Source organism: Acidobacteriota bacterium (genome assembly GCA_018001935.1).
Classification (GTDB): Bacteria; Acidobacteriota; JAAYUB01; order JAAYUB01; family JAAYUB01; genus JAGNHB01.
In genome coordinates, this window is record JAGNHB010000019.1 from 61294 (window position 1) to 83415 (window position 22122).

12 protein-coding genes are annotated in these 22122 nt (G+C 66.3%); 6 read left to right on the forward strand and 6 right to left on the reverse strand.

All coding sequences use genetic code 11. The features are described from left to right. Positions 1-35: 35 nt before the first annotated feature. Both KA419_09645 and smc read left to right on the forward strand, forming a co-directional pair. Positions 36-1022 carry an alpha/beta fold hydrolase gene (locus KA419_09645; protein ID MBP7866201.1) on the forward strand — a complete coding sequence of 329 codons (987 nt, stop codon included), beginning with the start codon at positions 36-38 and terminating at the stop codon, positions 1020-1022. A 48-nt stretch (positions 1023-1070) separates the two neighbouring features. Next, positions 1071-4661 (forward strand): chromosome segregation protein SMC, encoded by a 3591-nt coding sequence (gene smc / locus KA419_09650; protein ID MBP7866202.1) that lies wholly within the window; start codon positions 1071-1073, stop codon positions 4659-4661. A 77-nt stretch (positions 4662-4738) separates the two neighbouring features. Here smc and KA419_09655 read toward each other — a convergent pair whose 3' ends face one another. Further along, entirely contained in the window at positions 4739-5152 is a 414-nt protein-coding gene (locus tag KA419_09655) for a prepilin-type N-terminal cleavage/methylation domain-containing protein (GenBank protein ID MBP7866203.1), read from the reverse strand. 293 nt (positions 5153-5445) lie between these two features. On the opposite strand from KA419_09655, the gene KA419_09660 reads away from it, so the two are divergent. After that, complete coding sequence (locus KA419_09660) at positions 5446-7080, forward strand: hypothetical protein (protein MBP7866204.1); 1635 nt, start codon at positions 5446-5448, stop codon at positions 7078-7080. On the opposite strand, the gene KA419_09665 is transcribed toward KA419_09660, so the two are convergent. After that, positions 7038-10253 carry a fused MFS/spermidine synthase gene (locus KA419_09665; GenBank protein MBP7866205.1) on the reverse strand — a complete coding sequence of 1072 codons (3216 nt, stop codon included), beginning with the start codon at positions 10251-10253 and terminating at the stop codon, positions 7038-7040. The genes KA419_09660 and KA419_09665 overlap by 43 nt on opposite strands. A 625-nt stretch (positions 10254-10878) precedes the next feature. On the opposite strand from KA419_09665, the gene KA419_09670 reads away from it, so the two are divergent. Beyond that, entirely contained in the window at positions 10879-15111 is a 4233-nt protein-coding gene (locus KA419_09670) for a lamin tail domain-containing protein (GenBank protein MBP7866206.1), read from the forward strand. Between the two features lie 154 nt (positions 15112-15265). Here the strand turns inward: KA419_09670 and KA419_09675 are convergent, their stop codons facing one another. The 4 genes from KA419_09675 to KA419_09690 all read right to left on the reverse strand — a co-directional run bounded on the left by KA419_09675 (position 15266) and on the right by KA419_09690 (position 18420). Further along, a complete protein-coding gene (locus KA419_09675) occupies positions 15266-15700 on the reverse strand; it encodes a hypothetical protein (GenBank protein ID MBP7866207.1) in 435 nt (144 codons plus the stop codon). A 146-nt stretch (positions 15701-15846) separates the two neighbouring features. Beyond that, on the reverse strand, positions 15847-16137 hold the full coding sequence (locus tag KA419_09680) for a cation transporter (GenBank protein MBP7866208.1): 291 nt from the start codon (positions 16135-16137) through the stop codon (positions 15847-15849). Positions 16138-16170: 33 nt separating this feature from the next. Next, positions 16171-17406, reverse strand: a complete 1236-nt coding sequence (locus tag KA419_09685; protein MBP7866209.1) for a hypothetical protein — start codon at positions 17404-17406, stop codon at positions 16171-16173. A gap of 147 nt (positions 17407-17553) precedes the next feature. Continuing rightward, entirely contained in the window at positions 17554-18420 is an 867-nt protein-coding gene (locus KA419_09690) for an OmpA family protein (protein MBP7866210.1), read from the reverse strand. A 396-nt stretch (positions 18421-18816) separates the two neighbouring features. Between KA419_09690 and KA419_09695 the strand changes: the two genes are divergently transcribed. Together KA419_09695 and KA419_09700 are read left to right on the forward strand one after the other, a co-directional pair. Then, a complete protein-coding gene (locus KA419_09695; GenBank protein MBP7866211.1) occupies positions 18817-19518 on the forward strand; it encodes a TetR/AcrR family transcriptional regulator in 702 nt (233 codons plus the stop codon). A gap of 220 nt (positions 19519-19738) precedes the next feature. After that, a complete protein-coding gene (locus KA419_09700; GenBank protein MBP7866212.1) occupies positions 19739-21670 on the forward strand; it encodes a beta-lactamase family protein in 1932 nt (643 codons plus the stop codon). The last annotated feature ends 452 nt before the right edge of the window (positions 21671-22122 follow it).

Consider the following 22122-nt stretch of genomic DNA (forward strand, 5'->3'; position numbering starts at 1 on the left):
GAGCGGGCCGTTCCGTTGACCTGCAGAGAGGGACCATGGGTTATCTCAACCAGTTCAAACGTTTCTACAGGAACATCAAAAGACGCTACTTCACGGTGTTCATCATCATCCGTCTCCTGATCCCCATCCTGCTGACCGTGCTCGCCCTGCTCACCGTGACGGCCGTGATGATCCTGGTTTCGGTCCTCCGCCCCGGCAACATGGAGGAGACCGTCAAGCCCGAGTTGTACTACCTCCCGACGAAAACGGTGGAATGGACGGGGTACAAGGGGGAGACCCAGAGCGGCTGGCTCATCGTCAAGGACAAGCGCGCCCCCCTGATCTTCCTCTGCCACGGTTACGGCCGTGACAGCAACCGGAGCCGCCTCCTCAACCTGGCCCGCCGGCTGATGGACGCGGGCTACAATCTGATGATGTTCAATTTCCGCGGCCACGGCGGGACCACGTACACCATCTCCTCCCTGGGCTATCGGGAGGCCGAGGACCTGAAGAGGGCCATCGAGACCGCCCAGCGGGAAAAATGGGTGGATTACCCCCAGATGGGCGTCTTCGGGATCTCCATGGGCGCTTATGCCTCCATGATCGCCGCCCGGGGCAACCCGGCCATCAAGGCGATGGCCCTCGACTCCGTCTATGGCAACGTTCCGGCCTTCCTCCGGGGGCGCGTGGAAGCCATCCTCGGCATGAAGAGTTCCATCGTGTACGGCGTGGTTTCCCTCTTCTTCGACGTCTATTTCATGGGGACCCCATCGACCCCGCCGATTCGTGCGAACGACCTCTCCGACAAGGCCGTCCTGTTCCTGGTCGGCCCCCCGAACCAGCCGCTTTCCGCAGAGACCAAGAAACTGGAAGCGTTCCTCAATTGCAAGAAGTACGAAGCGGCCACGCCCGCCCCCCGCGACACCCTGGTGTACGGGGACGAGATCCAGCGTTATGACGAGCTCATCGTCAACTTCTTCCTCACCGAGTTGCCCATCCCGCTCGAAGCCCCCAAAACGGATTTGCCTGCGCCGGTGAATTAGGGTACAATTCCTCTTTTCGATTCGGATTCCTTTCACGGTACCCTGTTCATGCACCGCGTAGAAAGCCTTGAAATCTCGGGTTTCAAATCCTTCCGGAACAAGGTGAAGGTGTCTTTTTCCGGGGGCATTTCGGCGATCGTCGGCCCCAACGGATGTGGGAAAAGCAACATCTGCGACGCCTTTCTCTGGGTCATGGGCGAGCAGAGTGCCAAGGTGCTGCGCGGGTCCCGGATGGACGACGTCATCTTCAACGGGACCCAGCGCTACGGCCCGGTCAGCCTGGCGGACGTCACCCTCCGGTTGAAACACATCCCCGGGGACGAACCGGAAGAGGAGTGCCTCTCCCGGGAGGACATCGAGATCTGCCGGCGGTTGTACCGGGACGGGGCGGGGGAGTACTTCCTGAACGGGCGCCGCTGCCGCCTGATGGACATCCAGGAGACCTTCGAGGGGACGGGGCTCGGCTACACGTCCTACGCCATCATCGAGCAGGGCAGGATCCAGGACATCATCAGCTCCAAGCCCCTCGAGAAGCGGGCGCTCATCGAGGAGGCCGCGCGGGTCATCTCCTTCAAGCACCGCAAGAAATCCGCCCTCGTGAAGCTGGAGAGCGCGGGCCGGAACCTCCTGCGCATCCGCGACATCATCTTCGAGATCGAGCGCAACCTGAAGTCCCTCCGGGTGCAGGTCCAGAAAGCTCGGCGGTATCGTTACGTTCGGGACCGCATGCGGGTTTTCCTCAAGGCGCGTTTCGTCCAGCTCCGGGACCGGTACACGGCCGCCCTCCAGGAACTCGCCGGCGGCATTGCCGCCGTGGAGGCGAACCTGGCCCGGTCCGCCCACGCCCTCCAGGAGCGGGGTGAAGCCATCAACCGCCGGAAGGTCGAACTCTTTGCGCAGGAGAAGGACCTCCGCCGCGTCCAGGACGACGTCAACGACGCCCAGTTCGAAATCCAGCGGATCACCCTTTCCAACAGCCACCTGAACAACCAGCTGGAGGACCTGGCCCGGCGGTCGCAGACCATCGCGCGCGAGCTGGAAGAGATCGCCGATCGCCGGGCGAGCCGGGAGGAGCGCCTCGGGGAGGTGAAGCGGCTGTCGGCGGACCTGCAGGCCCGCCAGGCGGACGCCGAGGGCCGGCTCAAGGTCATGGAGGAGCGCCACGCCCTGAAGAGCCGGGAACTGGAGGTCCGGGAGCGGGAGCTGGAAACGCTCCGGGCCCGCGTTTTCGAAGACGCGGGGCAGATGTCCAACCTCCGCAACACGGAGACGAAGTTCCTGGAGCAGGAACGCTGGGTGGAGAAGGAACGGGTCCGCCTGGAGGGCACGCTGGAGGGGCACCGTGCCGCGGTCCGCCAGCTGGACGGGGAGCTTTCGGGCCTCGAGGACACGCTCGGAACCCTCCAGGCGAAGCTGGAGGAACTGGAAAACGACAAGGGGCTCCAGGAGGAGGAACTGTCGATTCTCAACGCCCGGTGTTCGGACCTGGAGGCGCGGCGGAACGAGGGCGAACAGGAGGCGGCCGCCGTCCGGATCCGCCTGAGGGCCATCGAGGAACTCGAGGCCCGGAACGAGCTTTACTCGGACACCGTGAAGAAATTCCTTCCCCGGATCGCCGGGCATCCCTCGTACCTGGGCACGGTCGCCGACCACCTTGAAGCCGGTGAGAACTTCGACCCGGTGATGGAGGGCTTCCTTCGGGAGGACCTGGAAACCCTGGTGGTGAACACCCCCGAACTGTTGAAACAAGGCATCGACTTCGTCCGGGACAACAAGGGCGGCGTGTTCCGGTTCGTCCTCGGGGAAAACGGTTTCACGGCCACGCCCCGGGGGACGCCGGCGTCCGTGCCGCCCGCTGCCGCGGTCAAGGGCCGGCTCCTGGATGCCCTTCAACCCGACAGCCGCGGCGAAACGCTCCTGCGGCGGGTCTTTCCCGACATCGACGAGGTCTGGCTCGTCCCGGACCTGGATACGGCGCTGGAGACGGTGAAATCCTGCCCGGGGATCACCTGCCTGTCCCTGGACGGTGCGGCGGTGACGGGGGCGGGTCGCGTGACGGTCTTCGGCGCCCTGTCCGGAAAGGGGGTCCTCGGGTTCCGGCGGGAGAAAAAGGAACTCCAGCAGAAACTCTTCCAGGCCGAAAAGCACCTGGACGGTCTGCGGGCCGAGACGGAAGCGCTGGGCGGACGGATCGATGCGCTCGAGGAGCAGCTGGCCGAGCGGGAGGATGAACTCCACGAGTACGGGATCAGCCGGATGAAAGTCCAGGAGGAAATCCGCCGGAAGGCGGAGGAGCACCGGCGGCAGGCAAACCTGGCCCGGACCGGCGAGGCGGAACTGGGTGCGGTGCTGGCCGACCAGGGGCGCATCCGGGAGGAACTCCGCCGGGTCCGCGAGGGGATCCTGGCCATGGAGGCGGCCGGGGCCGCCGGTCGGGAAGAGTACGAGCGGAGTGGGGCCGAGATCGTCCGGCTGCGGGAGGAACTGGCGGTGTTCAGCCGGGAACTGGCCGACGCCCGGGCGGAACACGGGACGGCCCGCGAGCGGATGGCCTCCGCGATTTCGGAACAGCGCCAGCTCGTCCAAACCCTCGAGGAACTGGCGGCCCGCCAGGGCAAGCTCGGCGAGGAGCGCACCGGGATCGAGGACCGCCTGGGGAAGGCGAGGGAGGAGCTGACCGCCAACACCGAGGGGCACCGGGCACTCGTGGCCCGGCGGGAGGAACTCGGGAAACAGGAGGAAGCCGCCGCCCGGGAGGTGGGGGCCCTGCGGACGGCCCTGGAAAAGGAAGAATCCGGCCTCGAGGGATTCCGGAAGGAGCTGGACACCCACCGCGAAGCGAAGAACCGGCTGGAGATGGAACGGGTTCGCCTCACCACCGACCTGGGCCACCTGGCGGACGACGTGGCGAACGAGTTTCACGTCGACTTGTCCAACCTGTGCCCCGACAACGACCCCGACATCGGGGGGCTGGACGTTGAGGCCCTCCAGGAGCGTTACCAGCGGTACCGCGACCAGGCGGAGAAGATGGGGAGCGTGAACCTCGCGGCCATGGAGGAATTCGAGCGGGAGGAGGAGCGGCTGACTTTTCACCGGGCCCAGGAGACGGACATCACCGAGTCCATCGAGTCGACCCGGAAGGCCATCGAGGAGATCGACCGACGCTCCGTCCGGTTGTTCCGGGAGACGTTCGACCGGATCAACGTGAACTTCCAGGAGATGTTCACGGCCCTGTTCGGCGGGGGCGTTGCCCACATGCGGCTGGTGGACGAGGAAAACGTGCTGGAGAGCGGCGTCGATATCGTCGCCTCGCCCCCGGGAAAGAAACTTCAGAACATCCTGCTGCTGTCCGGCGGCGAGAAGGCCCTGACCGCGCTGGCCCTCATGCTGGCGCTCTTCAAGTACCGCCCCAGCCCTTTCTGCATCCTCGACGAGGTGGATGCGCCCCTCGACGAGAGCAACATCGACCGCTTCGTCTCGCTGGTCCGGGAGATGAGCACCCACACCCAGTACGTCATCATCACCCACAACAAGCGCACCATGGAGATCGCGGAGACGATCTACGGCGTCACCATGGAGGAGGCGGGCATCTCGAAGGTCCTGGCGGTCCAGCTGAAGGACGTGGAGAGCGTGCTCTGAGAATCGGCGGGAAGGCGCTGCGGAGGAAAAAAAGAGGCGGGCAAAAGCCCGCCTCTGGTTTTTAAACGCGGTTTGCGTTAGTTGGCGTTGACCGGGTTGCCGTTTTGATCGAAAACAACCAAGGAATGGTTGAGGTAGTAAGAGGAACCGTCATTGGGGCCCTGGCCGACAGCCGAGATGGAGAACAGGCCCCCGGCCGCGGTGCCGGAGAACTGGAACCCATCGATGTTGGCGGTGGCGGAGGAGAAGCGGTTGTCCAGGAAGCCCTGCTGCTGCAGCTCAACCAGGGAGGGAGCATAGTTGCCGTTGTTCCCGATCTTGGAGGAGTAGGCCACCTGGGCGGAGCCGATGTTGCGCAGCATCGCGATGGTCGCGGTGTGCTGGGCGGCCTTCTTGGATTCCAAGAGGCTGGGCACCGCGATGATGGCGATGATGCCGATGATCACGATGACGATGAGCAGCTCGATCAACGAAAACCCTTTTTTGTTCATAAAAACCTCCTAGGGGATTTTAGTCTCTGCCTTACGAACCGCGAATGACATCGCAAAGGACATGCCAAAATAACCGGGGTGGGCCGCCGCGCCGGACAGGCCCTGTTGCGGGGTTTTCGCGGATCGGCGGTGCGGGGTTTCCGTGAATTGTCAACGGCGGATGACAAATTACGTCACTCGTTTTTGGTTGATGTTCATCCGGTGATCGGCTATTCTCGCCCCGTGAAGACCGCGGAAGCCTGTGACCGACGAAACACTGCTGGTTTCCGCCGACCCGGAGGGGGGAGGCGGGGATGAGATTTGCCGGGGGAGGACTTCGCTGGAGGGAGATCACGCGGGACCGCCCGGGGGCCCTCCTCACGCTCGGGATGTGCGCCGTGCTCGTGGTGGTCCTCTTCTGGACCGTTCCCCACTACGGCTTTCACTGTGACGAGCCCATCTACGAACTCGCGACGCGGCGCATCGAGCAGTGGTTGCAACAGCCCTTGAACGGGGTCTTCTCGGCGGAGTCCATCGACCGCTTCTGGAAGGTCTACCCCGAGTTCAACGTCCACCCGTCGGGGCTGAAGTGGCTCAACGTCGCCGCCCACCGGCTGTGGGGCGGGTCGGTCTCCGAACCGCTCCACCAGGACCGTTTCATGGTGGTGCTGTTCTTTTCCCTGTCCCTGCTCCTGTTTCTCCGGACCCTCTTCCCGGACCGTCCTCTCTACCTGTTCCTCGTCCCCCTCCTCCTGTTGTCGCAACCACGCTTTTTCGCGCAGTCCCATTTCGCGGTGACCGAGATGCCCATGATCGGGGCGCTGCTGCTGGTCTGGGCGGCCTGGCTCCGGTTCTTCCACACTCCCTGGTTCTGGCTGCTCTGCCCCCTCTTCGGGTTTTTCTGGTCCGTCAAGCTCACCTGCTGGGTCCTGTCGGGGGTGCTGGTCGCCCTTCTGCTGGTTTCGGGGGACCTTCCCTGGCGCCGGGCGATCCCCCGGCTGGCCGTGGTCCTGGCCGGGGCCGCCCTCGTGTTCTACCTGCTGAACCCGGATTACTGGTTCGACCCCTTCGGGCGCCTGTCGGAATTTCTGCACCAGTCCCTGACCCGCAGCCAGTGGACCCCCATCTCGCTCCAGTATTTCGGAACGGTCTACACGAACCGGGGCCCCTGGCCGTACCCCTTCGTGATGGTGGGGGTCACCACGCCGCTTCTTCACCTGGGCCTGCTGCTCGCCGGCCTGGCGATGACGCCGTGGTGGCGGCGCCCCGAGTGGCGGAAGAAGCTCCCCATCGTCGTCATGGGATTCTTCATGGTCTTCTTCATGCTGCTTCCCGTCAGCCCCATGCACGACAGCGAGCGCTATCTCCTGCCCGGTTACCCGCTCCTGGCCGTGATCATGGCCTGGGGCGCCGAACGGCTGTACCGGTTCGTCCGTGAAAGCCGGGCGGGCCTGCGGAAACGGGCCCTCGCCGTCGCCCTCACCGTTGCCCTCGCCGTCGGGGTGTTCCGGGTCGGGAGCGCCTTCGCCACCTACCACCCGCACGAACTCTCCTACTACAACGAAATCGTGGGCGGCGTGAGGGGGGCGGAACGGAAGGGCCTGGAGGTCTCCTACCTGATGGACGTGGTGGGGCCCGGCCTGATCGAACGCCTGAACACCGACTGTGCCGGGCGCGGCGTTTACTTCGTCTTCCCTTACCAGCCGCTCCTGATGGTGATGCTCAACGAGGAGGGGCGGCTGCGTTTCCTTCCGACCCTCGTGCCGACGGGGATCCACTTCGTGGCCGTCTATGGCAGGCCCAGCACGCGGTTCTGGATGGAGCACCTGCCCCGCACGATCCCACCCGGCCTGGACCTCTACCTGCTCTGGCAGGAGTGCGTCGACGGGGTCCCCATCTTTCAGCTTTACGGGATCCGGAGAACGGGGGCGGCCGTGTTGCGCACCTGAGAGGCTTCCTCGGTGTGGAACCAGTCCTCGAACCGGTTCGGAAGCCGTGAGAGGAAGGCCTCGAGGTCGGCCTGCGCCCGGGCGGCCAGGGGGTGATTGCACCGCCGGTAGACCTCGGCACGGGACCGGAGAGTCGGGAAGTCCCAGGGGACGTGGGGCTCGACGGCCGCCAGGGCCGGGATTGCCGCCGCAGGGCCCCGTTTGAAGGCGAAATCCAGGTGGATTCGCAACCGGAGGACGTCCTGGGCCCACATGCAGAAGGGGGACGCCAGAAGCGGCTCGAGCGCCTCCACCACCGCCGGGTCTTTCCCCCCCGTCTCCCACACCAGCCGGAGGAACCGCCCCATGAGGGTGGTGGCGGCCCACGGGTCGGAATGGTACCCTCGCAAAACCGAAGCCATGAAGGCTGTTGCCCGGGCCCGGTCCCCGGTGCGAAGGCAGTACCGGGCCGCCACCGCCCCGGCTTCCAGCGGGTGTTCGCCCCGCAGGCGGCCCGCCAGTTCCAGGGACCCGGGGTCCCCTTCGGCGGCCAGGGCCTCGGCGACCAGGGCCAGTTCCATGTCCGTCGACGGCTCGCGCCCGAGTGCGCGCCAGGCGGCGGCGGCCCGGGGAAAGTCGCCGGCCTGGAGGGCGTGAACGTAGGCCCGGTTCTCCTCCCGGCAGCTCGCGAGTTCGTGGCTTTCCGGAAGGGTCGTGTTCAGGTCGCGAATCAGGTCGACCTGCTCCCAGTCGACGGGGGGGCCCGCGAGTGCGGGCCGTGCACAGCCGAGGCCCGCGGCGGCCCGCCGGATCTCCGCGATGGTGAGGAGTTCGCGGCGGCCTGCCGTCCGCGCGAACCCGTACTCGACCCGCATGCAGTCGTCCGTGTTCAGCCACTCGCCTTCCTGCTTCGCGATGGTCTCGGCGAGCGCGCGGCCGGCGACGAAACGGGAGAGGAAGCCCTCCAGGTCGGACACCCTCCAGACCTTCCGGAGGGCCGTCCGGAAAGGCTCCTCCCGAAGGCGGGCCCGGAGGGCCGTGGTGTCGAGGACCTGCGGGGTTCGGGAAGCGAGGATCAGGAGGTCGTAGGAGTTGGTCTGCCAGATCTCCAGGCAGGGGAAAACGGCCCGGAGGGTGGCCAGGATGGTGCGGATCGTCTGGGCGTCCACCTCGTAGGCCTGCACCCACTGGGTGAAGATCCCGCCCGGCGCCAGCACCCGATCGACGGCCCGGTAGAACTCGAGCGTGTACAGGCTCGCAACCCCCGCTCGGTAGGGGTTCGACGGTTCCGACACCACCAGGTCGTACTGTTCCGCGGACGTGAGCAGCACCTCCCGGGCGTCGTTGATGAGGACCCTGACCCGGGGGTTCTCCAGGGCCCTCTGGTTGACCGGTCCGCACCGCCGGGCCACCTCCAGGACGGCGGGCTCCAGTTCGATGACGTCCACCCGGGTCATGGTGGGGATTCGGGCCAGCCACCCCACCGAGGAACCGGTCCCCAGCCCGATCACGGCCGCCCGCCGGGGGCCCGGGTGGAGGGCCCCGGAGACCAGGCCCGCCATGACCTGGGTGGTGGCGTCGCCGATGCTGTTCCCGTCGATCTTGCCGTTGACCACGAAGGCGAGGCCGTTCTCGGCGAGGAGCCCGATGCTGCTCTCCACACCGTCGGCCTCCCACAGGAGCACCCGCCGGGCTTCGTGGACCCAGGCCTGGACCTGGTTCCCGTCCTTCCCCGAAAGCTCCGCCCGCCCGATCCCGATCCCGCGGTGCCTCCACGGGCTTGAGGGGCCCTGGAAACCCAGCGCCAGCGCCAGGGCGACCGCCCCGAGCGCGGCGGCGAAGAGGGGAACAACCTTTCGGCGACCGTTGGAGACCAGGGCGTATGCGGCCCCGACGACTCCCATGAGAACCAGCAGGATACAGGACAGGCGCCACAACGAGACGGCGCCCAGCAGGGGGAGAAGCCCGAAACCGCCGGCCAGGGAGCCGGTGATGGCCCCCAGGGTGTTGCACAGGCCCACCAGCCCCGTCTGGCGGCCCACGTCCTCCTCGCCCCGCCCGAGCAGGGCGATGAGCAGGGGGAACTGGATCCCGGCCACGATGGAAGCCGGCAGCACGACGATCCCGGCCACGATGACCCAGGTCAGGCACTTCAGGGTGAAACCGGCACTGCCCAGGGGGCCGAGCAGCGAGGTGAAGACCGCCAGGTTGTCCCCCAGCGCGAGCGGCAGGGCGAGGAAGCACCCTTCCGCCACGCAGGTGAGGGCGAAAGCCGTCCACCGGGGACGCCTGCCGGGGGGCGAGAACAGGCCGTTGAGGATCCCCCCCGCGCCGATGCCGAAGAGGGCCACCAGGAGGATCGTGCCGAAGGTGTAAACCGAGCCGCCCAGGATGGGCGCCAGCATCCGGTACCAGACCAGCTCCATGAGGAAGAACACGAAACCCGTCAAGCCGGCGGCGACGAGGATGGCCGCGAACCGGATGCGGCGGGCCGCTGGACGGGGCGAACCCGTGGCCGGGGGGGCGGGGAGGCTCTCGGGGAGAAGCGGGGCTTCCCGGGGGCGGGGGAGGGGCGCCGGCAGCCGGGTCGACAGGCGGATGGCCGCGAAGGCGACGAGGAGATTGACCAGGGATGCCACCCAGAGGGTTCGGTGGATCCCCAGGGTCTCCAGGAGAAGGAAAGTGCACAGCCCCGAACCGGCCACGGCGCCCAGGGTGTTCCCCCCGTAGAGCACGGCCAGCCGCCGCCGGCCGATGTCCCCGGCGTCCTCCACGGCGCGGGCCGCGGCCGGGAACGTCCCGCCCATGAAAAAGGTGGGGACGCCCAGCACGGCGGCGGACAGCAGGATCCTCACGGCCGTGGCCAGGGTGAGCCCCATGGCGTCGACCCCTCCCGTGGCCAGGTAGAGGGCGCGGACCGCGAGGACCAGCAGGGGGGAAACGGCGGCGGAGGCGGCCACGATCAGCTCCAGCCGCCCGTAGAACGCCAGCGGGGAAGGGTGGCGGTCGGCCCTCCGGCCAAGGGCCCAGCCCCCCATGCCCAGCCCGCCCATGAAGAGGGCGAGGACGGCGGCCGACGACGCGGTGGAAGCGCCGAAGATCAACCGGAACTCCCGGAGCCAGGCGACCTGGTATACCAGGGCGCAGAGCCCGGAAGCGAAAAGCAAGCTGCCCACCAGCCCGACGCGTTTCATGGGTTTTTCGGCCCGCCCAAGAATTTCTCTCGCGTCCTCGGCGAGGGAACGCGGGCCTTCGAGGGATATTTACCATTGCTGGGGCGGATTGTGCAAGCCATGTTTGATGCACCCGCAAAAAGTCGCGAAAAGGAGATATCCCGCGAATAACGCCAATGTGCGCGAATTTATAAAACTAATAAATTCTTAGATTTATTGGATTCCGATTCGCGCTTGTTCACGTGATTCGCGGGCTGCCAGGGACTTTTGCGGGACCGTCATATTTGACATCTCCGCCGTGGTATTTTGCGGGACTGTCATCCAAGAATGGCGCGGGGGACCGGAGCCACCCCGCGCCTGCGGCGCGGGAATGGACAAATCCGCACAAAAAAGGCTTGAGGCTTTCTCCCGGGTGCGCTATTCTGACTTGGTCCGCCCTTTCCTTCACCGTGTCCGGCGAGCCGTTCGCCGTCAAAGGGCGGTTTCGGGGGTACACGTCAGGCACACCGCCAGGGGGGACCCTGGTCCGGGCCGCCCGGCTTGCGCCGGTTTTTTCCCGTCGTCAGGTCTCGTGCTCGACCCGCGCCGAGCCAGGGGGAGATCGCGCCGGTACCCGCCGTCGATTCGAACAAACAGGGAGGTTCTCATGAAACAGCTTCTCCGGTGGACAATGCTGGCCCTCTTCCTGGCCGTCTGCTTCACGCCCGCAGCGGCCCAGTACAGGGTCCTGTTCGACAACTCCAAGGCCCAGACGGCCGGGAACGCCGACTGGAAGATCGACGACAACGAGCCCACGCCCTCGCCCACCAACCCCGCGAGCGAGTCGCAATGGATCGGCGGGATCTCGTCGTGGGGCTTCGAGCTCTACCAGGCCTCGGGCGCCATGGGGACCTACACCATCACCCAGCTACCCGCCGGGTCCACCATCACCTACGGGAACACCTCGGACCCCCTCGACCTCTCCCACTTCCAGGTCTTCGTCTGCTGCGAGCCCAACATCCGCTTCACCGACGCCGAGAAAACCGCCCTGCTCAACTTCGTGGAAAACGGCGGCGGGCTCTTCTGCATCGCCGACCACAACGGCAGCGACCGCAACGGCGACGGGTGGGACTCCCCCCACATCTGGAACGACCTTTTCGACAACAACCCCCGGGCCGTGACCAACATCTTCGGCGTGAAGTTCAACAACAACTCCGTCTCGGGGTCCTACACCAGCATCCGGACCGACCAGTCCCAACCCGAGGACATCGCCCTCTTCACCGGCCCCTTCGGGAACGTCACCGGCATCGCCTACCACGCCGGGTCCGCCATGACCGTCGACACCGGGGGCAACCCCTACGCCCGCGGCCAGATCTGGCAGTCCTCCTCCCAGCTGAGCACTCAGGTGGTCCTGGCCACCAGCCGTTTCGGCACCGGCCGCATCGCCTTCGCCGGGGACTCCTCCCCGGCGGACGACGGCACCGGGGCCGCCGGGGACGAGCTTTACGACGGGTGGAACGAGTCGGGGGTCACCGACCGCGAACTCTTCCTCAACCTCACCAAGTGGCTGGCGGAGGGCTCCGGCCCCGTCGATCCGTACCCGGTCATCGCCACGCCCACCACCACGCCGGCGACGCCCCTGCCCAACCAGGTGGTGACCGTCCAGGCGGAGATCACCGACAACGGGACCGTCGCGTCCGCGAACCTCTCCTACCGTCGCGCCCACGAGAGCAGCTTCACCACGGTGGCCATGGCCCACGGCGCGGGGAACACCTGGTCCGGTTCCATCCCCGGCTACGACAACACCCTGGTGGTCTACAAGGTCGACGCCACCGACGACCAGGCCCAGACGGCCGTCTCCTCCACCTTCACCTACCAGCTCGGCTCGGTGACCATTGCCGACATCCGCACGCCCGTCGACGCCAACGGCAACAACCTGAACAACGGCCTGACGGTGACCGTCCGCGGCAACGCCACGGCGCCGACCGCCAACTGCTTCAGCGCCTCGGGCCAGAACGACATCTACGTCCAGGACGCCTCGGGGGCGGGGGTCGACGTCTACAACGGGTCCTCCGCGTCCCCAGCCGTGGTGCTGGGGGACGACACCCTGGTGACCGGCGTCGTGGGCCAGTTCTACGGGAAACTCCAGCTCGCCATAGGCGCCGCGGGGACGTCCATCAGCGTCATGGGCCCCGGGAGCGCCCCGGCGGCGACGGTGGTGACCTGCAGCCAGGTCACCGAGGCCACCGAGGGCAAGTTGATCCGCATCGAGAACGTCACCGTGGTGTCGGGGACCTTCCCGCCCTCGGGAAGCTCGGGGTCGGTCACCATCCAGGACGGCACGGGGACGACGACCCTCTTCATCGACAAGGACGGGCTCATCGACGGGACCGCCACCCCCTCCGGCCTCTTCAACGTCACCGGGCTCGGGTCGCAGTACGACAGCGCCTCGCCCTACGACACCGGCTACCAGATCATGCCCCGTTTCACCTCCGACATCACCACCGGCACGGGGACGTCCTACACGCTCACCACCGGGGTGGCCGCGGGGCAGGGGACGGTTTCCCCGGCGGGGTCCAACGTCTACGCCGAGAACACGGTGGTCGAGGTCACCGCCACCCCTTCCGCCGGCTGGCTCTTCGACCACTGGAGCGGCGACGCCTCCGGAAGCACCAACCCGACCTCCGTCACCATGACCGGCAACAAGACGGTTTACGCCCACTTCGTGGCCTCGGGCGTCACCTACACCCTCACCACCGACGTCGCCGAGGGGTCGGGGAGCGTCTCCCCGGCCGGGACCACCGTCCAGGCCGAGGGGGCGATCGTGCCCGTCACGGCCATCCCTGGCTCGGGTTACGCCTTCGACCACTGGAGCGGCGATCTGTCCGGCAGCGCCAACCCCGGCTCCGTCACCATGAACGGCAACAAGACGGTCCACGCCCACTTTATCGAGTACACGCCCACCCGGGACCTCTACTTCTCCGAGTACGTGGAGGGGAGCAGCACCAACAAGGCCCTGGAGATCTACAACGAGACCGGGGTGGCGGTGAACCTGGGCACGGGCGGCTACACCGTCGAGTTCTACCAGAACGGGGCCTCGTCCCCCAGCCAGACCTGCACCCTGTCGGGCACGGTGGCGGACGGCGACGTCTTCGTGGTGGCGGACAACCTCCTGGCCGCCTACGCCGACCAGATCTACGCCATCCCCTTCAACGGCGACGACGCGGTGGTCCTCAAGAAGGGGAGCACGGTGCTCGACGTCATCGGCCAGGTGGGTATCGACCCGGGCAGCTACTGGTCCGGGGCGGGCGGCTCCATCAAGACCCAGGACATGACCCTGCGCCGCAAGACCACCGTTCACGCGGGCGACGCCAACGGCAGCGACGCTTTCGACCCCTCCGTGCAGTGGGACGGCTTCCCGGTGGACACCTTCGGCGGCCTGGGCTCCCACGCGGCCACTTACAACCTTCAGACCCAGGTGGCGGAAGGGACGGGCACGGTCTCCCCTTCCGGGACCAGCAGCCAGAACTACAACGCCGTGGTCCAGGTGACCGCGACGCCGGCCGGGGGCTTCACCTTCGACCACTGGAGCGGCGGCCTCACCGGGTCCGTCAACCCGGCGAACGTGACCATCAAGGGCGACACGGTCATCAGCGCACACTTCACGGCCTCGGGCGGTGAGGCACCCGCCGTCACGGCCCATCCGCAGGGTGCGGCGATCTGCGCCGGCGGCACCGCCGGGCTGACGGTCACCGCCACCGGCACGGCGCCCCTGCACTACCAGTGGTACCAGGGGAACAGCGGCGATACGGGCGCCGCCGTGGGGACGGACTCCGCCGCCTTCACCACTCCGGCCCTGTCCGTTTCCACTGCTTACTGGGTGCGGGTCACCAACGCCTACGGCAGCGACGACAGCGACACCGCCCTGGTCACGGTGAACGCGGGGCCCGACATCTCCACCCACCCGCAGCCGGTCAGCATCCCCTCCGGTCAGACCACGACCCTCACCGTCACGGCCTCGGGCTCCCCGGTGCTGCACTACCAGTGGTACCAGGGGAACGCCGGCGACACGTCGACCCCCGTGGGGACCGACGCCTCCGCGTTCACCACGCCGGCCCTCACCGTGTCCACCTCCTACTGGGTCCGGGTGACCAACGGCTGCGGGACGGCCGACAGCCAGGCCGCCCTGGTGACCGTGGAAGGGCCCTGCACCCCGCCCGAGATCACCACCCACCCGTCCGGGCAGTCGCTCTGCACGGGGGGGACGGTGGCTCTGAACGTGCTGGCCACCGGCACGGGGCCCCTGCACTACCAGTGGTACCGCGGGAACGCCGGCAACACCACGTACCCGGTGGGCGCCGACGCGGCCAACTACACCACGCCGGCTCTCACGTCCTCGACCGCTTACTGGGTGCGGGTGACCAACGCCTGCGGGAGCGACGACAGCACCGCCGCCGCCCTCACCCTCCGGACCTCGACCGCCATCACGGTCCAGCCGGCCGACACCGGGGTGGACCCCGGCCAGACGGCCGGCCTGACGGTCACCGCGGTGGGGGAGGACCTCCATTACCAGTGGTACCAGGGGCTTTCCGGTAACACCTCGACGCCGGTGGGGAGTGATTCGCCGGCGTACACCACCCCGCCCCTGACCAGCGTGATGACCTTCTGGGTGCGGGTGACGGGAACTTGCGGCAGCGCCGACAGCCGGACGGTCACCGTCTCCGTGAGCGGCGACCTCAATGCCGACGGGGCCGTGAACGCCGCCGACCTTCTTCTCCTGGCGCAGATGCTGGCGGCGCACCCCGCTGGAGACGACCTGTCCGCCGCGATGGCCGATCTGAACGAAGACGGCAGGGTGGACGCCCTGGATCTCCTCCGCCTCGCCCTGGCCCTCGTGTAGAGAGGCATCCCGAGAGGGAGCCCCACCCTCCTGTCGAGGGTGGGGACGGCTCCCCCCGGTCAGCACCATGGCTGGGCACGGGCCGGGAACGGTTTCCGAGAGCTGAGGCCTACGAAGATCAGGCTGCCGATTTGTTCTCGGGCCGCAGGGATCGTCAGCGGGTGTCGGTCGGGTTGGCCTTTCCCTTTCCGGCACCCTCGGCCTTCACCCGGACTGTGACCTCGCCGTTGGCCACCGCGTAGTCACCCTTCAATACGGTGATGGCCGCGTACCCCACGGCGGCGGCGCTGTCGGGGGTGATCTGGCAACGGATGTTCTCACTCACCCGGAGGACCTTGCGGCCGTCCTGTTCGAGCAAGGCCGTTTCGGGGGGCGGCTGGAGGAAGCGGATTTTCATCTGGCCGCCGCGAAGGGCGGCGTCGGCGTTGGCGCCGTCCGCCCGGGTGTCGATGACGATGCGACAGAGGCCGAACCCCCGGCAGTTCGGGGGGGCGCCGAAGTAAATGGTGAGGGAGAAGGCCGACACGGCCGTGGTGAAGAAACAGACGGCCAGGAGGCCGGTCAGGAGATACGTGATACGGTTTTTCATGGATTCCCTCCCAAGGGTCTTTCCGGAGTGATGCGAAGGGAGGGAAATCGATTCGGGTGATCAAGCGGATTCGGAGATTATCCGGCACCCGTTGTCGCAGGCCTTGTGGTCGCAGCCGGCCTCGGCGCACGGTTCGACGTGGATAATCACGCTGGTGCCGGGGTAGCGGGCACGGATACTGGCGGAAAGGTCGCTGACGAGACGGTGGGATTCCTCCTGGAGTCGGTCTCCTTCCCGACCTTGAACAGCATCCGCGAGACGATGAAGTTGGCCACGGCGGAGATCAGCATGATGACGATGCCCCACAGGGGGGCGTCGAGGGGTTCCCGGTGGATGAGCTTGAGGATCGCCTCGTAGATGATCCAGATGCCCGCCACGAAGATCAGCAGGGCCACGCGGGCCTTGCGGCGCTGGTTTTTCCGGGGGTCAGGTCCCATGGTTTGTCCTCCGGTGGAAAGGCTCTCTCATGCTCATCCCGGGTGTGTCCCGGCATTGGGGTCGGAGACGTCCGGCCGGCCGGCTTCGGGAGAGGTCGCACCCTCCCGGTCATTGGCGGGGCCTTCGTCCGTTGCCCCGGGGATCTCCACGACGTCTCTTCCCCGGAGGAATACCGACTGCAACGACAGGCAGAGTTGGCGGTCGAGCAGGAGGTAGAGCAGGGTTACGACCACCTGGGGGAGGATGAGAGGAAGAGCGCCCGTCCATGAGCCCGGGTGTCTCGCGGTACTCGCCGGGAAATCGATGACCAGGAGCGCCAGGAGCACCCCGACGAAGTGGAAGGCGATCAGGCGCACGTAAAGTCGGGTACGCCCGCTCCGGGCCAGGTTGTGCGTCGCCCGGACCCACCCGTAGAGGTAGCAGAGCGGGATCAGCACCAGGAAGAGCCCGAGCTCGAACCCCGGGAGGGTGGCCGGGGCGCCCGTCCCCAGGGCCGTGCGTATCCCGTAGGGCAGGAAGGACCACGAGGCCACGACGGTGAGGGAAGCCGGCCCGCCGGATCCCACGAGGAGGGGCAGCACCCAGAGGCTGACGACCAGGTATCCGATCACGGCCGCCGCGCGAAGGGACGCCAGTCTGGAGACAGCCCGGTCATGCCCTGCCGGGGCGGCCGGAGCGTTTTGCCTGTCGCCCTCCCTTCCCGTTTCCGAGGGGAGCGTCTCTTCGCTCTGCGGCGCCCTGGTTTCCGGGGAGTTCCGGCCCGGAGCCAGGAACTCCTGCATCGAGAGACAGAGGGAGCGGTCCAGCAGGCAGAAGATCACCAGGTAGACCAGTTGGGGGATGGCGTAACCGACGTGCCCGATCCAGGACACCAGGAAGGACCGGCTCATGCCCTCGGCGGGCATGGGACCGACGAATCCGAGCATGATCAGTGCCCCGGCGAAGTGGAAGGCAACGAGCCGGTCGAAGAGGAAAACCCGCCCCTTCCGTGCCCAGTGGACGGGCAGCTGCAGCCAGAGGTAGAAATAGGCGGGGATGACCAGGAACAGGAGCAGCCTGAAAATGCTCAGGAAGCCCTCTTCGGGAAGGGTGACGGACAGGCTTCTCAGAATGCCCGCGGGGAGGCCGGACCAGGACAGGAGAAACGCCGCGGGGGAGAAAACCCACGAATGATGTTCTCCCCGGAGCAGCCCCCAGGTCACCAGGCTGACCACCACGTAGCAACTCATGAGAAGGACACGAATGATCATCAGGGAGGAAAAGGTCATGAGCGTTCACCGGTACGATTGCGATGCCGCCTGATCCGTGACGGAGGAATCGGAAAAGGATCGCGAATCCGCTGCGCCACACGAGCGGGGTCTGCGACCCGGGTGCCGATACTTCTGCATCATCTGCAAAAGCTCATCTCAGGGGGATCACTGCTTTACGATCTCCACCCGGCGGTTCTTCGCGCGGCCGGCCTCGGTGCGGTTGTCGGCCACGGGCTTCTCCTGGCCCCATCCCACGGACTTGAGCCGGCCGGCTTCCACGCCGCGGGACACCAGGGCGCTCACAACGGCCCGGGCGCGCTCCTCGCTGAGTTTCTTGTTGGCCTCCGGCGTGCCGGTGTTGTCGGTGTGCCCTTCCACGCTTACCTTGAGCGCGGGGTTCGCTTTCAGCATGTCGGCGGTCTGGTCGAGCACGGGGAAACTGTCCGCCTTGATGGTGGCCTTGCCGGTGTCGAAATTGACGTCGATGGCCACGAAGCCGTCCTTCTCCAGGGCGTCGAACAGTTCGGAGGCCTTCACGTCCTGCCGCATGGCCTGCTTTTCGATGGCCGTGATGTAGTACTCGCCGTCCGACGTGCACCGCAGGTCGATCCAGATCTCCTTGTCGCCCTTGGTCAACCGGGCGGAAATGCTGTCGGACTGGAAATGGTCCTCGTAGGCTTCGCTCTCCACCGGCCCGGAGTGGAAGATCGTCCCGCCCGCCGCCTTGATGGCGTTGGTGTAGTTCCGGATGATCTGCAGGTTGCTGGCGGGCATCCGTCCCTCCTCGGGGTTGTAGCGGCGCACCCATTTCCGGCCCTCGACGGCCTGCATGGTTTTCCCGTTGAAGAAGCGGAAGCTGTCGAACTCCACGTCCTCCTCCGCCGAGAAACTGTACCGGTCCAGGCGGGAGAGGTAAGGGAAGTCCTTCGCTTCCGTCTCCGTTGCCGGAGTCTCCGTATCCTCCTGGGCCGCCAGGGGAACCACCCCGAAGCCAAGGATCAGCAGGCTCAGCGTAAGAAACCGGACTTTCATCGGAATGCCCTCCTCGAGAGATCGCCGGCGCCTCGGGGCACCGGATGGGGGCATTGTAAGGAATCCGGCGGGAAAGTGCAACGGCCGCTTCCGGGTAAACCACTAATTTCACTAATAATCACTAATAACGGGACCAAAAACGTTCCAGGACGGTTTTACAAACAAATGAGTTACAACATCGGAAGAGCTGAGTCTCCGACTTTTTTCGACCCCATCATTAGTGAACATTAGTGCAATTAGTGGTTTGAAATAAAAACGGCTTTTTTTTATCCTTTTTGTTGAGGAGGGTCGCAACAATTCCCGTGGACCTGTCGTATAATAGAACAAGAATTCTAATTCTAATCAGAGTTGGGATTCGATCCGGGATTGAGATCGACGTTTGAAAGAGGGTAAGGCATGAAGAAACAATCGGATGGAGAACCGGTGTCCCCCGGCGGCCTGACCCGGGCGCCCCGCCAGACCCGCAGCGAGCGGTCCCTGCAGCGGATCCTCGACGCCACCGAGCGAATCCTGGAGACGAAGGATTTCGCCGAGGTCACGGTCAACGAGATCGTCCGGGAGGCCCGCTCGTCGGTGGGGGTCTTCTACTCCCGCTTCCCGGACAAGATGGCCCTCCTCCACGTCCTGGACGAGCGTTTCGTCGCCGCCGTGGAGGCGGACGTGGAAGAGTTCGTCCGGCAGCACCGGGAGGCGCCCCTGGCGGAGGCCGTGACGGAACTGGTCCGCTTCGTCTGGCGGACCTACACCCGCAGGAAGGGGATGCAGCGGTCCCTCATCCTGCGGGTGCGGCTGTCGCCCAACGACCGCTTCCAGGCCGCCGGCCGCCGCCTGGTCCGGTGCATCGATACGGTCTGCGACCTCCTCCGGGAACGGCGCGCCGAGATCCGGCACCCCGACCCGGCCTGCGCCCTCCGCCTGGGGATGACGCTGGTGGTGGCGGCCGTGAAGGAGATGGTGGTCTTCGCGCAGACGACGCTGCTCGACCTGCCGGAGTACGCCTCGGAGGAAGCCCTCGTTCGGGCCTTGGCGGAGGTGTGGCTGTCATACCTCGAAAACGGGGCGGCCTCGCCCCTTCCGGCCCGGGTGAAACAGGGATGAACCACGAAATATACGAACGGGATTCCGGGGCCGAGGCAGGCTTTTCACGACGGCTACGATTCCCCGGGTCGGGCTCTAAACCCCTTCAGCCTAAAAAGCTAAAAGCCTTTTTGGAACCACGAACCACACGAAAAGGGCCCGGACGCGAAGATGAGTTGTTGTCCAAAACGATGACCACTTCGCGATCAAAGGAAAATTCTGAATAACCCGGGAGGAAAACATGTCGAGTTCATACAAGGGGAAATTGCACCGGTTTGCCGCTGTCGCCCTGATCCTGACTTTCGGAGGCCTGTTCGCAAGCGCCCCGGTGAAAGCGGTTGAGCCGCCGGCCGGGGCGGCCGCTTCCCGGGGGCCCGTCGACCCGGCGGAGTTCGCGAAGGCCGTGGACGCCTTCTTCGCCCGGGAGATGGAAGCCCGTCACATCCCCGGCGCGGTCTTCGTCCTGGTGAAGGACGGCCGGGTCTTCTATGCCAAGGGGTACGGCTACGCCTCGCTGGAGAGCCGCAAGCCCGTGGACCCCGAAACCACGTATTTCAAGGCCGGGTCCATCTCGAAGGTGTTCACCGCCACGGCCGTCACGCAACTGGCCCAGCGCGGCGCCGTGAAGATGGACGAGGACGTCAACCGCTACCTGAAATCCCTCCAGGTCCCCGGGACCTTCGCCCGGCCGGTCACCCTGGACGCGCTCCTGACGCACAGCGCGGGCTTCGCCGAGTGGATCTACGGCCAGCACGTCCTCGACCCGTCCCGGATCGAGCCCCTCGGGCGCTACCTGGCCCGCCGGCTGCCGCCGCGCATCACGGCCCCGGGAGAGGTTTTCAGCTACAACGATCACGGCATGTCCCTGGCCGGTCTCGTGGTGGAGGAGGTCTCCGGTCTTCCCTTCGCCGACTACCAGGAAAAGAACATCCTTCGGCCCCTGGGGATGACCCGCAGCACCTTCCGCCAGCCGGTGCCGGCCGCCTGGATGCCGGACATGGCGACGGGCTACCAGTCCGCGGGGGGGCGGTGCGCACCCGAGCCCCCGGATTACTGCATGACCGTGCCGGCCGCCTGCCTGGTGTCCACGGGGACCGACATGGCGAAGTTCATGATCGCCCAGCTGCAGAAGGGCGCCCTGGGGGATGCCCGGATCCTGGAGCCGTCCTGGGCCGGGGAGATGCAGCGCCGCCATTTCGGCTGTCACCCCCGGTTGCGCGGGCGGGCCTGGGGCTTCGCGGAAAGCGTCCAGAACGACCGGCGCGGCCTCTTCCACGACGGGGCCATGCCCGGCATCCTGAGCCGGATGTACCTGCTGCCGGAGGAGAACTGGGGCTTTTTTGTCTCCTACAACTGCTTCGACATGGGTTTCAAGAACGAACTGACCGCGTTCGTCCTCGACCGCTACTGCCCGGCCAGCACGGATTTCTCCGCGTTGAAACCCTGGGCGGGGGCCGACAGGGACCTCGCGAAATTCGCCGGGTACTACCGGCAGGTGGAAGGCCTGACACCGTCTCTCCTGAAACTGAAATACCTGGGGGACCAGGTGAAGGTGACGGCGTCGGGCGACGGTCTGAAACTCTTCGGACAGCGCTTCGTGGAAATCGAGCCCCTGTTTTTCCGCACGCCGGAGGACGGGGGCCGGGTGAGCTTCCGGCTGGGGCCGGACGGGAGGGTCCGCTACCTGTTCATCGGGACCGGCGCGTTCGAGAAGCTGGATTGGTACGAGACGTCACCGGTCCAGCACGCCGTCCTGGGCTTTTTCTCCGTCATCTTCCTGTCGTTCGTCCTGGTGTGGCCCGCCCGGAAACTCTTCCGGAAATTCCGGCCCACGGGGGGGGCGCCTCCCGCCCTTCGCCGCGGGCGCTTCCTGGCCTTCGTCTACAGCCTCTCGAGCCTGGCGTCCGTGGTCGGGATCTACCTCTACTTCGAGAAGGCACAGGCCGACTATTTCTCCTTCATGCGGGGCTACACGTTCTGGCTGAACGTCTGCCTGGTCCTGAACCTGGTCAACCTGCCGCTGGCGGCCCTCGCCCTGGGATACACGCTCACCGGCTGGCGGAAGCGCAGCGTGTCGGTCGCCGAGCGGGTGCACTTCACCCTCTTCGCCCTGGCCGTCGTGGCCTCCACCGCCTTCCTGCACTACTGGAACCTCCTGGGTTTCAAGTACTGAAGGGGGTGGCGCAAGCTTCAGCTTGCGCGGAATATCCCGGCCGTGTCCCAAGCTTGCGCAGGTTATGGCCACGGGGCCCGAGTTCCCGATCAACGAGCGCCGGACGATGTTTCCGGCGCCGCCTCCGGGGCGCCCGGGGATTCTAATCATCCCGTTACCGGCGGGAGCACCCCTTCCGGGGGAGCACCCGCCGGCTAATGTCCGCAGTCCCTCCGGGACAGATCCGTGTGTCGGGCACCGAGTGGGACGTGAACACCAGGCATCGGACCGGAAACGGAGACCAGGCCGGGCGCTTGCAAACTGCAAGACATCCGAGACTGGTTTTATTACCCCTACAACGTCACATGAGGATAAACAGCTGTTGAATAAATCAGGGCACTTCAATTATAATACCTCCAGTCCAAGGGGAGGAGGTAACCGAAGTGCTGCCCGAAATCAGAACCGAACCCGAC